The 14571-nt window shown below is 42.9% G+C and carries 12 protein-coding genes; 6 read left to right on the top strand and 6 right to left on the bottom strand.

Annotation, left to right across the window (positions count from 1 at the left end; translation table 11 throughout):
• Positions 1-42: 42 nt before the first annotated feature.
• Positions 43-951 (bottom strand): cyanophycinase, encoded by a 909-nt coding sequence (locus ACQY4U_RS01205; protein ID WP_428327532.1) that lies wholly within the window; start codon positions 949-951, stop codon positions 43-45.
• A 236-nt stretch (positions 952-1187) separates the two neighbouring features.
• On the opposite strand from ACQY4U_RS01205, the gene cphA reads away from it, so the two are divergent.
• Positions 1188-3815: a cyanophycin synthetase gene (gene cphA / locus ACQY4U_RS01200; RefSeq protein WP_428327531.1), complete on the top strand. Its 2628-nt coding sequence runs from the start codon at positions 1188-1190 to the stop codon at positions 3813-3815.
• A 133-nt stretch (positions 3816-3948) separates the two neighbouring features.
• The gene (locus ACQY4U_RS01195; RefSeq protein ID WP_428327530.1) at positions 3949-4662 is read left to right on the top strand and encodes a pseudouridine synthase; all 714 of its coding nucleotides are present in this window, start codon (positions 3949-3951) and stop codon (positions 4660-4662) included.
• A 5-nt stretch (positions 4663-4667) separates the two neighbouring features.
• Here the strand turns inward: ACQY4U_RS01195 and ACQY4U_RS01190 are convergent, their stop codons facing one another.
• Together ACQY4U_RS01190 and ACQY4U_RS01185 are read right to left on the bottom strand one after the other, a co-directional pair.
• A complete protein-coding gene (locus tag ACQY4U_RS01190; RefSeq protein WP_428327529.1) occupies positions 4668-5297 on the bottom strand; it encodes a DNA-3-methyladenine glycosylase family protein in 630 nt (209 codons plus the stop codon).
• An 88-nt stretch (positions 5298-5385) separates the two neighbouring features.
• Positions 5386-6306, bottom strand: coding sequence for a hypothetical protein (locus ACQY4U_RS01185; protein WP_428327528.1), 921 nt, complete (start codon positions 6304-6306; stop codon positions 5386-5388).
• Between the two features lie 209 nt (positions 6307-6515).
• On the opposite strand from ACQY4U_RS01185, the gene ACQY4U_RS01180 reads away from it, so the two are divergent.
• The 4 genes from ACQY4U_RS01180 to ACQY4U_RS01165 all read left to right on the top strand — a co-directional run bounded on the left by ACQY4U_RS01180 (position 6516) and on the right by ACQY4U_RS01165 (position 10695).
• Positions 6516-7796, top strand: a complete 1281-nt coding sequence (locus ACQY4U_RS01180) for a replication-associated recombination protein A (RefSeq protein WP_428327527.1) — start codon at positions 6516-6518, stop codon at positions 7794-7796.
• 59 nt (positions 7797-7855) lie between these two features.
• Entirely contained in the window at positions 7856-9337 is a 1482-nt protein-coding gene (locus ACQY4U_RS01175; protein WP_428327526.1) for a DUF5687 family protein, read from the top strand.
• Between the two features lies 1 nt (position 9338).
• A complete protein-coding gene (locus ACQY4U_RS01170) occupies positions 9339-10046 on the top strand; it encodes an ABC transporter ATP-binding protein (RefSeq protein ID WP_428327525.1) in 708 nt (235 codons plus the stop codon).
• A gap of 154 nt (positions 10047-10200) precedes the next feature.
• A complete protein-coding gene (locus ACQY4U_RS01165; RefSeq protein WP_428327524.1) occupies positions 10201-10695 on the top strand; it encodes an N-acetyltransferase family protein in 495 nt (164 codons plus the stop codon).
• Here the strand turns inward: ACQY4U_RS01165 and ACQY4U_RS01160 are convergent.
• The 3 genes from ACQY4U_RS01160 to ACQY4U_RS01150 all read right to left on the bottom strand — a co-directional run bounded on the left by ACQY4U_RS01160 (position 10690) and on the right by ACQY4U_RS01150 (position 14555).
• The gene (locus ACQY4U_RS01160) at positions 10690-11298 is read right to left on the bottom strand and encodes a hypothetical protein (protein ID WP_428327523.1); all 609 of its coding nucleotides are present in this window, start codon (positions 11296-11298) and stop codon (positions 10690-10692) included. The genes ACQY4U_RS01165 and ACQY4U_RS01160 overlap by 6 nt on opposite strands.
• Before the next feature lie 73 nt (positions 11299-11371).
• A complete protein-coding gene (locus ACQY4U_RS01155; RefSeq protein WP_428327522.1) occupies positions 11372-12670 on the bottom strand; it encodes a M20/M25/M40 family metallo-hydrolase in 1299 nt (432 codons plus the stop codon).
• Between the two features lie 4 nt (positions 12671-12674).
• Complete coding sequence (locus ACQY4U_RS01150; RefSeq protein ID WP_428327521.1) at positions 12675-14555, bottom strand: M61 family metallopeptidase; 1881 nt, start codon at positions 14553-14555, stop codon at positions 12675-12677.
• Positions 14556-14571: the final 16 nt, after the last annotated feature.

Genomic DNA, 14571 nt, shown 5'->3' with positions numbered 1-14571 from the left:
TGAGTCTGCATATTGAAAATGCAGGATATTGACTATATAAGATCAGCTTCCCGGGGCGGTTATAAATACGCCGTCTTCAACCTTTACAGTTTTTTTAATGGCCAACTGGTTTTGCAACAGATCATATTTATCAAAAATAGACATAACGCTTACCCGCATATTTTTTATAGATACCGGCGAACCCATTTCCACATCGTAAATATTGGTTTCGGCCATTTTGCGGCCATTTACCAAAATGGTCAATCCCGATCCTATGGCTTCCATGGTGGTGCCTTCGGTAATCAGCAAGCCAGCATCTTCGCCCAGGCCAATGCCTAACATACCGGGGTTGCTGGCTACAGCATATAACAGCCTGCCAATACGGCCGCGCTGCACAAAGTGGGTATCAATAATAACCGAATCAATAAAACCAAGGCCGGCAGTGATCTGCACTTCGCCCTTTATCAGCGCTTTGTTACTTTGCCCGCGATAGATCATGTTGGTTGATGCCGCCGCCGCACCGGCTGATGTGCCTGCTATAACAAAATTCTCATTCTCGTAACGCGTTTTCAGGATCTGCAAAAATTCAGTGCCACCAAAAATGGAGCTTAAGCGCAATTGATCGCCACCGCTAAACATGACTACATCGGCTTTGCGGATACGTTCAAGGTACTCCGGGTTTGAGGCGTCTTCACGCTTCCTGATATCCAATACACCAATATGCTTTACATCTAAATAATTAAAAGCTTCGATATATTCAACGCCAACCAGGTCTGGAATTTGTGATGCAGTAGTAATTACTTCAACAATTGAGCCTGCCTGCTTTGCAGATTCGGTAATGATCCGTTTTAAAATGCCTTGTTCAAAAAATTTAAGATGATCAGGTTTTACAATATTTTCCTGGCTGCCTAAATTGGTGTTCATATCAACAGCACCACCAATTATTATCAATTTACCTTTAGGGACACTCATCTTTTTTTAATTAAATTAGAGCCGGCTGCCTGAACAACTGTTAAGTTTATGAATTATAGCCTTAATAACTACACGTTCCATTAACTTAAAGGCCCAATTAACCTAACACAATACAAATTAAAATAAAAACCACCATAAAGGCAGGCTGTTATAAATAATAATGCGTTAAAAATTTCATTAGCGTATTAAGTTTTTTAGTTTTAGAAGAAATTACCCCCAATAACAGATTATCCCAAATGAAGATAGAAAATATACAAGTACTGCGCGGCCCGAACATTTGGAGTGTTAGCCGGAAAAAACTGATCCAGATGCGCCTGAACTTAGAGGACATGGAAGGCAGGCCAACCAACACTATTGAAGGCTTTTACGAGCGGCTGGAGAAACTGATGCCGAGCTTGTACAGTCACCGTTGTTCGCCTGGTGTACCGGGGGGCTTTTTTCAAAGGGTAGTTGCCGGTACCTGGATGGGCCATGTAATTGAACATATTGCTTTAGAGATCCAATCCCTGGCCGGTATGGAAACCGGTTTTGGCCGTACCCGCGAAACAAAAACACCAGGTACCTATAATGTAGTTTTTACTTATTTAGAAGAAAAGGTAGGCGTATTTGCTGCTGAAGCATCAGTAAAAATTGCCGAGGCACTGATAAACGGGACTGATTACGACCTGGAATATGATATTCAGAAAATGCGCGAGATCCGCGAAAATACCCGCCTGGGCCCAAGTACCGGATCAATTGTTGAAGAAGCCATAGCAAGGGATATTCCGTGGATCAGGCTGAACAACCAATCATTGGTTCAATTAGGTTACGGTAAAAACCAGGTACGTTTCCGTGCCACCATGACCGAGAAAACCAGCAGCATTGCCGTTGATATTGCCAGTAATAAAGACGAAACCAAACGATTGTTGCAGGAGCAGGCTATCCCAGTTGCAAAGGGAATTACCATATCATCACTTGAAGGGGTTGAAGAAGCCATCAGCAGAGTAGGCTTTCCGCTGGTGTTTAAACCATTGGACGGTAACCACGGGCGTGGTATATCCATCAATATCAGGAATTATGAAGATGCGGTTGCCGCTTATGAGTTTGCCGCGAAAATTTCACGCCGGGTAATTGTGGAGCGCTTTATTACCGGGTATGATTTCCGTGTGCTGGTAATTGATAATAAAATGGTGGCCGCCGCCCTGCGCGATCCGGCACATGTTAAAGGCGATGGTGTATTGACCATACAACAGCTGATTGATAAAGAGAATGAAGACCCGCGCCGCGGATACGGGCACGAAAATGTGCTGACCCTGATCTCCATAGACCGTGATACGCTCGACCTGCTGGAAAAGAAAGGCTATACTTTAGAAACCGTACCTGCCAAAGGCGAAAAGGTGTTTGTAAAATCAACCGCCAACCTGAGTACAGGCGGAACATCAGTTGATGTGACGGACCATGTGCACCCGCAAAATGTGTTCATCTGCGAAAGGATCTCCAAGATCATCGGTCTGGATATTTGCGGCATTGATATTATGGCCGAGAACCTTTCTGAACCGCTTACCGAAAATGGTGGTGTGGTGCTGGAAGTAAATGCCGCACCGGGCTTCCGGATGCACATTGCGCCAAGCGAAGGTTTGCCGCGCAACGTGGCCGGGCATGTGATTGATATGCTTTATCCTCCGGGCAAATCGGCAAGGATCCCTATTATAGCGGTTACGGGTACTAATGGTAAAACCACTACCACCCGTTTAATAGCACATATTGTAAAAAACAATGGCTACCGCGTAGGCTTCACCACATCCGATGGTATCTACGTGCAAAACCACATGATGCTGAAGGGCGATACTACCGGCCCGGTAAGTTCTGAGTTTATTTTAAAAGACCCAACGGTTGATTTTGCCGTGCTTGAAACTGCCCGCGGCGGTATTTTACGCGCGGGTTTAGGCTTTGGCTTTTGTGATATTGGTGTAGTAACCAACATCCAGGAAGATCACCTTGGTTTGGCTGACATCCATACACTGGATGACCTTAAACGCGTTAAAAACGTAGTGGTTGATTCCATTAAAAAAGATGGCTGGGCGGTATTAAATGCCGATAACGAATATTGTGTGCAGATGGGTAAAAGTGCATCCTGCAAGGTTGCCTATTTTAGCCGGAACGAGAATAACCCGATCATTAAATCGCATTGCAAAAAAGGCGGGATTGCCTGTATCTACGAAAATGGTTTTATCACCATACAAAAAGGCGATTGGAAGATAAGGGTGCAGCGCACCACTATGATCCCTATTACTTTTGGCGGTACTGTGCCGTTTATGATTGAGAATGTTTTGGCTGCAACGCTGGCAACTTTTCTTTACGACCTGAAAACGGAAGATATTAAAATGGCACTGGAAACCTTTATCCCATCGGCAGCGCAAACGCCGGGAAGGATGAACATCTTTAACTTTAAAGATTTCCGCTTTATGATTGATTTTGCCCATAACCCGGCAGGCTTTCAGGGGATCAAAGAGTTTTTAAGGCATATTGATTCGCCGCTAAAAATTGGTATCATAGCCGGAACCGGCGACAGGCGCGATGAAGATATTCGCGAATTAGGTAAACTATCGGCAGAGATGTTTGATTATATCATCCTCCGCCAGGAAAAGCACCTGCGCGGCCGTACTGCCGAAAATATCCTTACCCTGTTGATTGAAGGGATAGAATCGGTTGATATGGAGCAGAAATATGAGATCATCCCGAACGAGGTTGATGCTATTAAACACTCCATGAGCCTTGCCCGCCCCGGTACCTTTATTGTAGCTCTCAGCGATGTTATTGATAACGCCATTGAAACGGTACAAAACTACCAGGAACAGGAAAGAAACGGCACATTTAATGTGTAACTGAGATAAATATTAACCATACTAAATGCAGCCCGCGGGTTTTTAACCCGTGGGCTGCATTGTTAAGCTTACAGCTTAACATCATATTCACCAATAAAAATGCTTTTGCCTAAAAGTGTACCTTTGCGGCAATATGCCCTTACTTGATATTGTATTTCAGGATGATGACCTTGTAGCCATTAATAAACCGCATGGCTTATTGGTTCACCGGTCGTCTATTGCTATGGATGCGGAGGAGTTTGCCCTGCAATTACTGCGCGACCAGCTTAACCGACATGTTTTCCCGGCTCACCGGCTTGATCGTAAAACAGGTGGTGTGCTGTTGTTTGCTTTGAGTAAAGATGTAGAGAAGCTGATGCAGCAACAGTTCTCGGATAACAAGGTCGACAAAAAATACCTGGCCATCGTGCGCGGCCATACCGCTGACGAACAGGCGATAGATTATCCCCTACGCAAAGAGAATGGAACCCTGCAGGAAGCATTTACCGAATACAGAACGCTTGCCCGCGCCGAGCTTGAGATACCGCTGGGCAGTCACCCTACATCCAGGTATTCATTGGTTGAGGCGCATCCCTCTACCGGGCGCATGCACCAGTTGCGCAAGCACTTTGCACATATATTTCACCCCATAATTGGCGACCGTACACATGGCTGCAATAAGCAGAACAAAATGTTTAAAGAGCGCTGGGAGTTTGATACCATGCTGCTCCACGCTTCGCAATTATCATTTACCCATCCGGTTACAAATGCAGCTGTTCATATTGAGGCGCCGCTGCAAAGTGAATTTTTAAAAATGCTGGGAATTATGGGCTGGGAAAATGTTCTGGCAAACAGCCAGCAACCTTAAGCCAATTACTTCTTTTTGGGTGCCGATAAATAATAGTGCCACAATAACATGGTAGCAACCGTTCGGTAAGGCTTCCATTGTTCGGCTATGGCTATTACCACTTCTTTTGGGGTGTTAGTAGGTAAATTCTTTACCCGTTTTAGCGCATTAACAGCTGCCAGATCGCCCGCCGGGAATATATCGGCATGCTGTAATACAAACATTACATATAAATCAACCGTCCAGTTGCCAATCCCTTTCAGTGCTGATAATTTTGTCCGGATCACCTCATCGGATTCATCCTCCAATTCGGCTAAATTTAGCTGGCCGCTTAGCAGGGCCTCTGCCAAATATTTAATATAGCTGGTTTTTTGGCGGCTGCAATAACAAGCCTTCATTTCTTCGTTGGTTAGTAACAGAATCCTTGCCGGGCTAAGCTCCTGCACCCGCTCCTTTAATTTGTTTAAGGCTGATAGCGCCGATGCCAGCGAAACCTGCTGCTCCAAAATAATATGTACCAAAGTTTCGAACGTATTGGGCCTCGACCATAACGGCGGATATCCATATGCTTCGATAATGGCGGCAAGGTCAGGATCAACGCTCGCCAGGGTATCGCAAATGCTATGATAATTGGCGCGGTTAAACTTATTGGTCATTTTGTAGTTTTATACGCACTAATATTTTTAGGATTTAGAATTTTCTTTTTTCAATGGCATTAATATACAATGTTATACTAAGTATTTTTTAATCGATTTTATAAAGAACTGTTTTACCTTCTTTTTTTTCGTCAATACTCTCCCTGTAAATGAGTGCTATGTGGTATTTCTTTTTTTTGTCGAGGCCTCTATAATTTATTATCATTCTAAAATAAAGATAATAGTTATTTTTTTTCAGATAGGTGGAATCTGCTTTAGAAATAACCTCTCTTCCCTCACCAAAGACTGGTACAGTACTGTTATTAGGGATATAGTCATTCTTAAGCCCATCTTGTATTTTTATGTGGGTTGTATCATTATAAAGACTGTCAAAAGACGTAACAAATTCATATTTAGCATCAATAATAAAAGCAGGTTGTTTTCCGGCATTTCCTATAAGAGCAGAAAAGGTCATTTTCTTACCTACTGTCGGCAAATCTGTATTCATATTACCAACAGCGATAAATGGTCTATTTTCAATTTCAAACTCGTTTTGGTTTACACCAATAGCTTTTATTTGGGCATCTATCCCTATCTTTTGTTTATTAATAAAATCTGTATCTCTTTTAAGTTTTTTACTCTCTGCAATAGAATCAACAGTATCCTTTCGAATTCTTATCTCATTATCATTACTATCTTTAGTGATTTGATGTTTAAGTGCGTCAGAAGTGGTTATATTAGCATTTATAGAGGAATTGTAAAGACCTATTGTATAAAGAACCAAAAAAGCCGTGGACACGAACATAAGCAAAGTCAAGCCGTTTGCTATAATGGGTTGATTATCCTTTTTGGACATGAAAGCTATGCCCCTTTTAAAAATATTTGGTTTTGGCTTGGGGGTATTAGCGCTATTATATCGGGACTCGCTTTCCTGTATACTTGGATTTGTTTCTGCATCCCCGATATTAATAGGTGGTGGCGTGTGGCTTTTAGGTTGTTGGTGGTGACGGGTGCCTTGGCTTCTGCTCATTATTGCGCTATAAGGTTATTATAAATATATAACCTTATTTACAAATAGCAAATTACTTATCTTCTTTCGATGGCGGTAAATCATCTTTCTTAGGTGGTTTAGTCTTAACAAGATGCAATAAACTCCGGTTAAACTTATTGGTCATTTTGTTGTTTTAAACTTACTAATATTTTTAGGATTTAGAATTTTCTTTTCTCAATTTTACTGTTATGAACAACCTGCCCCCATTAGCCGAACGCATGCGCCCAAAAACACTGGATGATTATGTGGGGCAAAAACATTTGGTTGGCCCGGGCGCGGTATTGCGTAAGGCCATTGAGTCGGGTTCATTGCCATCCATGATATTTTGGGGGCCGCCGGGTGTGGGCAAAACTACGCTGGCCTATATCATTTCTCAATCGTTGGACAGGCCTTTCTTTTCGCTCAGTGCCATCAATTCGGGTGTAAAGGATGTGCGCGAGGTTATTGAAAAGGCTGCCATATTAAAGGCCGAAGGCCAGACACTGCCGGTTTTATTTATTGATGAGATCCATCGTTTCTCCAAATCGCAGCAAGACTCTTTATTGGGTGCTGTTGAGCGTGGCATAGTTACGCTGATAGGTGCCACTACCGAAAATCCATCCTTCGAGGTGATCTCGGCTTTGCTGTCGCGCTGCCAGGTTTATATCCTGCAGCCATTAAGTGAGGATGATTTGGTGAGCCTGCTTAACAAGGCGATGAAGGAGGATGAGGTATTAAAAAAACGGCCGATCAACATCAAAGAGAATGAAGCCCTGCTGCGCCTTTCGGGTGGGGATGCCCGCAAGCTGCTCAATATTTTTGAGCTGCTGGTAAATGCTTTTGATGGTAAAAAGATAGTGATCACCAATGATGCCGTGCTGCAGCATGTGCAGCAAAACATGGCGCTGTATGATAAAACCGGGGAGCAGCATTATGATATTATTTCGGCATTTATAAAATCAATGCGGGGCAGCGACCCTAATGGCGCAGTTTACTGGCTGGCGCGCATGATAGTTGGCGGCGAAGACCCGCTTTTTATAGCCCGACGCATGCTGATCCTGGCATCGGATGATATTGGCAATGCCAACCCTAATGCCCTGTTGCTGGCACAAAGCTGCTTTGAGGCGGTTAACAAAATAGGGATGCCCGAATCGCAGCTTATTTTATCGCAAACGGCCATTTATCTGGCAACATCGGCTAAAAGTAATTCGGCTACTACGGCAATTGGTGCGGCAATAGCAATGGTTAGGGCTACCGGCGATTTACCTGTGCCGCTGCACCTGCGCAATGCCCCAACCAAATTTATGAAAAACTTAGGTTACGGTAAGGATTATAAGTATGCCCACAGCTATGAAGGTAATTTTGCTGATCTTGATTTTTTACCCGATGCAATTAAAGGGACAAAATTATACGAGCCCGGTAACAATGCCCGCGAAAATGAATCAAAAGAGAAGTTAAAAAAACTTTGGGGCAGCAGGTATAAATACTAATGTTACCCTAAAATGTAATTTTTTGAGTATCATTACTCTAAATAAATTAATGCCTAAACATGACCATAACTTTCCTTCAGCATGAGTTAAAAGCTTTCTGGCGATCAAAAAATACAGGTAAAAGTATTGCCATTCGTATAGTAATGGGTTTGCTCATCCTGTATATGTTAGCTAACCTGTTCATTTTAGGCATCTTTTTAGATAAACTTTTAGAAGCCATTTTCCCAAAGGATGATCTGGTTATCTCCTATTGCGGCATTATCCTGTTTTATTACCTGTTCGACTTGTTTATGCGTTTACAGTTGCAGGAGCTGCCTACCTTACGCATTCAGCCTTATCTGCAATTACCGGTAAAACGCAATTCGCTTATCAGGTACCTTACCTTTACAGGCTTGTTCTCTGTATTTAATTTATGGCCTTTTATACTTTTTGTGCCATTTGTTGTTAAAGTAATAGCAACTGATTCGGGTGCTGCAGTAGCATTTGCATTTATAATCTCCATAGCGGGGCTTGCCGTATTTAACAATTACCTGGCGCTGTATATCAAACGGAAATCAAACTTAAACGGGTGGATATTTTTGGTGGCGGCAGCAGTACTGATATTAATAGGCCTTGGCGATTTTTACTGGCACTTGTTCTCTGTAAGGGCAATATCCTATATGTTTTTCGGGCGGTTAATTAGCCACCCGTTATTAGCATTGGTCCCGCTTTTTTTAGGAGTGCTGATGTATTACCTCAACTTCTTATACCTTAAACAAAACCTTTACCTTGAAGAATTAGGTTCGCACAAGGCAGCATCTTATAAAAACAGTACGGAGTACCCTTTCCTTAACCGTTTTGGCAGCATTGGCGACCTTGCCGCTAACGAAATTAAGCTGATACTGCGCAATAAACGCTCGCGGTCGGCCTTAATAATGGGTATGTTCATCCTGTTTTACGGGCTTATATTTTATACCAACCCAGCATTTAAAAAAATGGAAGGCTATAAGGTATTTGCAAGCATGTTTATGACAGGTATCTTCATTATCAATTACGGGCAGTTTATGTTCAGCTGGCAGGCCTCGCATTTTGATGGCCTGTTGGTAAGTAAAATTAGCTTTACCGATTTTATAAAGGCAAAATACCTGCTGTTCACCATTATATCAACCGTGTTTTTTGTACTTACCATTCCTTATGTGTACTTCGGCTGGCGGGTACTGATGATCCAGACGGTGATGTACCTGTGGAACATTGGGATAAATACCACGCTGGTGTTGTATTTTGCCAACAGGAACTATAAGCGCATGGATCTTTCAAAAGGGGCCGCCTTTAACTGGGAGGGCATGAGTGGTAACCAGTGGATACTTTCATTGCCTTTAATGATAGCGCCATTTTTAATTTACGGCCCTTTTTCGCTATTGCACCATGCTAATATTGGCATTGCCTTATTAGCGGTAGTTAGCTTGACATTTATTTTTACCCGCAGCTTCTGGATCAAAAAACTGGAGGCCGATTTTTATACCAAACGTTACACCATAGCCGAAGGCTTCAGAAACAAATAACATGATAGCAATTACAGACCTGAAAAAAATATACGGTGGTGCTACCGTAGTAAATGTGCCCAGCCTTGAAATAAAAAAGGGCGAAAGTATTGGCCTTGTGGGCAATAATGGTGCAGGTAAAACTACCCTGTTCCGCATGATGCTTGATTTGATCAGGCCCGAAAAAGGAGAAGTATTATCGAACGGCGAACCGGTTGCCGGTCACGAGAACTGGAAAAACTATACCGCATCATACTTAGATGAGGGGTTTTTGATAGATTACCTTACACCCGAAGAATATTTTTATTTCATTGGCGGCCTGCACCAGCAAAGCAGCGCGCATGTGGATGATTTTTTATCAGGACTATCGGAGTTTTTTAATGGAGAGATCCTGAAAAAAGGAAAATATATCCGCGACCTGTCTAAAGGTAACCAATGTAAGGTTGGCGTAGCTTCCTGCTTATTGCAAAGCCCCGAGTTGCTGATGCTGGATGAGCCTTTTGCCAATATTGACCCAAGCACCCAGTTCCGTTTAAAAAGTATTATCAAAGATCTGAATAAAAACAAAGGCGTAACCACCCTGATCTCCAGCCATGACCTTAACCACATTACCGATGTGTGCGACCGGATATTGCTGATGGAAAAAGGGGTGATCATAAAAGATATGGCTACCAATTCATCAACCCTGAAAGAACTGGAAGAATATTTTGGTGTAGGACAAATAGCATAATGCAAATTACTGTACTGCGAGCGGTAATCTCTGTTTACCTTAGCACCCTTTTCATCTAATTTACCATCAGGGTGTTTTAGTAAATATTATTTCGACTGCTTGTTATCTTGATCCGGCCCTGCCGGATTTTTTGTTGTAATACATATATTTGGCCATGTATTTTATTAGGACAGCAAGCCCTGCGGATGTAGAAACCATCCGCGCAATAGCCGATGAAACATGGTGGAACGCTTATTCGCCGATACTTGAGAAGGAACAGATCAGCTATATGTTAGGTGAGATCTATTCGGTAGAAAAGATCACTTCTCAATTAGAAAACAACACCCAAACCTATTTATTATTAATTGAGGACGACAAGCCTGTGGCCTTTGCTGCCTACTCGCCCCGCGAAGAAGACCCCGAAATTTATAAGCTGCACAAACTCTATTGTCTGCCCGAAACCCAGGGAAAAGGTTATGGAAAAGTACTGATCAATGAGGTGGCCAATAAAGCCATAGCAGCCGGCAAACACACGCTTGACCTGAACGTGAACCGTTATAACAAAGCCAAAAGCTTTTACGAAAAAATGGGCTTTGCAGTAGCTTACGAAGAGGATATAGCCATTGGCAAATACTGGATGAATGATTATGTAATGCGCAAGCAGCTATAATTGCTCCGCAGTTTTTGGAATCTTCCATCCGCTCAGCATCATATAAGTACCGTAACTTGCGGTAGCTAAGGCAATGCCAACTCCTAAAAGTGTGAACACGCCATTTTGTGTAAGGGTTTTATTCAGCGAAAAAACGATCGCTAAAACAGCTATCAGGGTACTCCATGTGGCCAGGTAATAATCAATAGTGCGTTTAAATACTTTAGCCAGCGGGTAAAAGTGCAGCCCCACTACTAATGCTATTACTGGCATGGTAAGTTCAGGGTGCCCCAAATTGATCACAATATTTATGGCTATAAATATGCCCAAACCTTCGGCTCCAAAAATGATCCCGAACCATTTGCCTACCCGCTTTTCTTCGGCAATATCGGCCTCTGATGTTAAAGGCGGATAATACTTAGCCATACGAAATAGCTTTAAAGCATTAATCAAAAAAACTAAACTAAGTATTGGGAATATAACAAGGGCAAATCTTGCAGGGTTATTGCTTAAGCCATTATAAGCCAGTATGGCCCATATAGTGGTAAAAGCGGCCATCATAACCATTCCGCTTGCAATTCCTTTAACGGCAGTGGCTGGTATTAGGGGATGTGTATTGTTCATGGGGTTAGGTTAACAGCAACGCAAACGTAAAAAAGCAGCCATCCCTAAATGGGTGACTGCTTTTTTTTAAAACTTATTTCTCTAGTTTAGGCACACGTTTAGGTGTATCCTGTCCGGATACTATGGTGCGCGAGCTTAGGGCAATAGCCCTGATGGTTGACGTAATATTGGCTACATCCAGCGTGCTGAACTCATCGCCAACGGTATGGTAAAGCTTGTCAATATCTATCTGATCGGTTGATATGGTATGCGCGGGCACACCTACCTCTGCAAGTGAAGCATTATCGCTCCTGTAAAATAGGTCTTGTTGCGGATATGGATCGGGATAGAATTTAAACACTGTACCCTGTAAATTCTTTTGTAGGATAGTTCCAAAATCAGACCGCTCAAAACCTGTAATAAAGGCAGAGTTCTCACCAAATTTTGACGCCTTGCCAATCATCTCGATGTTAAACATTGCCACTACCTTATCAGGATCCATTGTGGTTGCAAAATGCTTTGAACCATATTCGCCTATTTCTTCGGCAGTAAAGGCTACAAATATCAGCGTACGGGCGTTGTCGTTAAGCTTTTTATAATATTTAGCCAATGTAATTACCGCTGTAGTACCCGATGCATCATCATCGGCACCATTAGCTATACTATCGCCTTTTACAGGTTTTAAAATCCCTAAATGATCATAATGACCAGAGAAGATCACATACTCGTTTGGCTTGGTTTTACCGGGGATCATTCCGGCTACGTTAAACAGGGGCAGCTCTTCTTTTTTACCCGTATAGCTCACATCAAACGATTTAATGTCATCATGGTTGCCCAATACAAATACCAGCTGCTGCTCATCATTGCTTTTATTGGCAATAATACCTTTGCTTATGCGCTCTTTAAGCTGACCAAAAATGGCCGTAAATTGCGGATCAACCAGTATCAGCATTTTTTTGCCACTTTTGCTATAGCCCGAATATTCTTTACGGAAGTTTTTATCTACACTTAATTTAACGATCTGTACGTCGCTGTTATTAGTCCAGTTTAAAGCGCCTGCGCTTGTATTGGTAAAAACGCTATCCTGCGGGATGAGCTTGCCGTTAATGTTTACCAGTGTTTTGCCCGGCAAAATGCGGGTCATGGTAAAGTTTTGGCGATAGCCAGTATTGCCGGTTAGGGGTACAAGGCCAGCCTGTTTATATTCGCCCTCAATAAATTTAGCAGCTTTTTCAATGCCGGGGGTAAAGGTAGCACGGCCCTGCATATCATCGGCAGCCAGGGTTTTAATAACGCGTTCTACCTCGTCCTGCTTAATAAGTTTATTTACATCCTGCGCAAAACTGTAAAACGATGCCGCCAGTAGGGCAATTGATGCGATGATCTTTTTCATATAATTATTGCTGAACTTTTGATGATAACCAGTTGTTGCGGAACGTTTGCTGATCTTTTGTTAATTCTTTCCCTGCCTTTTCGTAGGGTACCACTTCAAGGTAAGGGCTTTCTTCAAGTATTACGGTTGTTTCGTGGTTGCCGGTGCGGTTTTTATAGCTGATGGTTAGCTTATCGCCAATGCTTTTTCCGGCTACAATTTCAGTAAGTGCTTTAATATCATTTACCTCTTTGCCATCGGCCTTAACAATAATATCGCCGGCATCTAAGCCTGCTTTATAAACGGGGGTTCCCTGTACGGTACTTGCCAATATAGGGATGCCACCATCGTTGCCGGTAGTGCGTGCTTGTCCTGCTTTTCCCCTGTTTTGCGTAACAGACAGCGGGCCTGCCCATGCTTTACCCGGCTGTGCCTTACGCAACAATAAACCGGCTTTGGCAAGCAATGCTTCGTAATTGTTTTTATCGGTTCCGTATATATACTTGTCAAAAAACTCAGCGGCAAATTTGGAGTTCTTGGTTACTTTAGCCAAATCACTTTGCAAGTCAGGAATGGTATAAGGTTTCATCACCTTGCCGCGGTTAAGCCAAACTTCGCGCATGTAATCATCAAGCGTCAGGTTAAACTCGCTGCGTAAACGCAGGTCGAGCGCTAATGCTGTTGCACCGCCATAATAGTAATAGCTGGTAAAAACATTGTTATTATTGTTTGGATCGATAGATACCCCGGCATCGGCAAACACCGAATAGCGGCTCATTTGCGTAGGTGGATACTTTGCAGATGCAGGTTTGTTAAGCACTGCGTTGATAAGGCCGCCTAAGGTGCCTGTATATTCATCCAGCGGGCGGTAACCGGCGCGTGCCAGCACTAATTCACCATAGTATTGGGTAAAGCCCTCGGCAAACCAAAGTTCGCTGCTCATATTGGCATGCTCAAAATTAAAGGGCTCCAATGATTTTGGGCGGATGCGCTTTACATTCCAGCTGTGGAAATACTCGTGTGCAAAAGTACCCAGCAAGTCTGATTCATTGCCTTCAACTTTATTAGCCGGCTGCACAATGCAGGTTGAGTTGCGGTGTTCCATACCATCGCCTGATACGGTTGGGTAAACATCATCTAAAAAAGTATATTCGCCATAATCATAGGTTGGCAGTTCACCAAAAACGGCCTTTTCTTCCAGCACCATTTTCTGAACCATCTTACTGAAATTATCAATCACCTGCTGGTTATCGTCCGAATGTATGGTTAAATTAATCGTCTCTTTTTTACCATCTGTATTTACCACTTCCCAGCTGTTTACCTTGTATTCAGATAGCTCGGTTGGGCTATCCATCATGTATTGCATATCGGGTGCGCTGTAAACGTTTTTATCAATATGCTTTAGCTGTGTGGCAATTTTCCATCCGTATTTATCAATGTCATCAAACTGGAATTTGATAGCCCTTTTTTCAAGGCCCGGTGCCCACATAAAAACGGCGGGCATATTGAGGTGCGCATGGCTGCCATCAATACTGGCATAAGTGCCATCTGTCCAGTTAGCAAAAAGGGTATATTTTATAATTACGGTTTCGGTGTGCATGCCAACCTCGTAAACATCGCCTTCAAGTTGTTTTAAAGGGAGTGTTTTTCCGCCGGCATCGGTAGCTTGTACGTTATAAATGTTTTTACCAAACTCATGGGTAGCATATCGCCCGGCTGATGATCGGCTCATGCGTACCTTAAAGTTCCCATCAGGGGCCTGTGGTATGGTCATCACTATATCTGCCTCATGGTGAACAGCATTAGGAAATGAGATGGTATAATAAATTGCCTTTTGTTTAACATCCTGGGCAATAACAGCCGATGCCAAAAATGATGCCGCCGCAAATAAAAATAGTTTTTTCATTGATATCAATTACAGC

The sequence above is a fragment of the Mucilaginibacter sp. genome (assembly GCF_965277465.1).
Lineage (GTDB): Bacteria > Bacteroidota > Bacteroidia > Sphingobacteriales > Sphingobacteriaceae > Mucilaginibacter.
Note: the sequence above shows the minus strand (reverse complement) of the source record. Positions and strands in the feature narration are given on the sequence as shown.

Excerpts from the sequence above, each read along its gene's own strand:
- cphA (WP_428327531.1), top strand. The coding sequence starts at position 1,188 with ATGAAGATAGAAAATATACAAGTACTGCGCGGCCCGAACATTTGGAGT.
- ACQY4U_RS01160 (WP_428327523.1), bottom strand. The coding sequence starts at position 11,298 with ATGAACAATACACATCCCCTAATACCAGCCACTGCCGTTAAAGGAATT.
- ACQY4U_RS01165 (WP_428327524.1), top strand. The coding sequence starts at position 10,201 with ATGTATTTTATTAGGACAGCAAGCCCTGCGGATGTAGAAACCATCCGC.
- ACQY4U_RS01150 (WP_428327521.1), bottom strand. The coding sequence starts at position 14,555 with ATGAAAAAACTATTTTTATTTGCGGCGGCATCATTTTTGGCATCGGCT.
- ACQY4U_RS01205 (WP_428327532.1), bottom strand. The coding sequence starts at position 951 with ATGAGTGTCCCTAAAGGTAAATTGATAATAATTGGTGGTGCTGTTGAT.
- ACQY4U_RS01190 (WP_428327529.1), bottom strand. The coding sequence starts at position 5,297 with ATGACCAATAAGTTTAACCGCGCCAATTATCATAGCATTTGCGATACC.
- ACQY4U_RS01170 (WP_428327525.1), top strand. The coding sequence starts at position 9,339 with ATGATAGCAATTACAGACCTGAAAAAAATATACGGTGGTGCTACCGTA.
- ACQY4U_RS01175 (WP_428327526.1), top strand. The coding sequence starts at position 7,856 with ATGACCATAACTTTCCTTCAGCATGAGTTAAAAGCTTTCTGGCGATCA.
- ACQY4U_RS01185 (WP_428327528.1), bottom strand. The coding sequence starts at position 6,306 with ATGAGCAGAAGCCAAGGCACCCGTCACCACCAACAACCTAAAAGCCAC.
- ACQY4U_RS01180 (WP_428327527.1), top strand. The coding sequence starts at position 6,516 with ATGAACAACCTGCCCCCATTAGCCGAACGCATGCGCCCAAAAACACTG.
- ACQY4U_RS01155 (WP_428327522.1), bottom strand. The coding sequence starts at position 12,670 with ATGAAAAAGATCATCGCATCAATTGCCCTACTGGCGGCATCGTTTTAC.
- ACQY4U_RS01195 (WP_428327530.1), top strand. The coding sequence starts at position 3,949 with ATGCCCTTACTTGATATTGTATTTCAGGATGATGACCTTGTAGCCATT.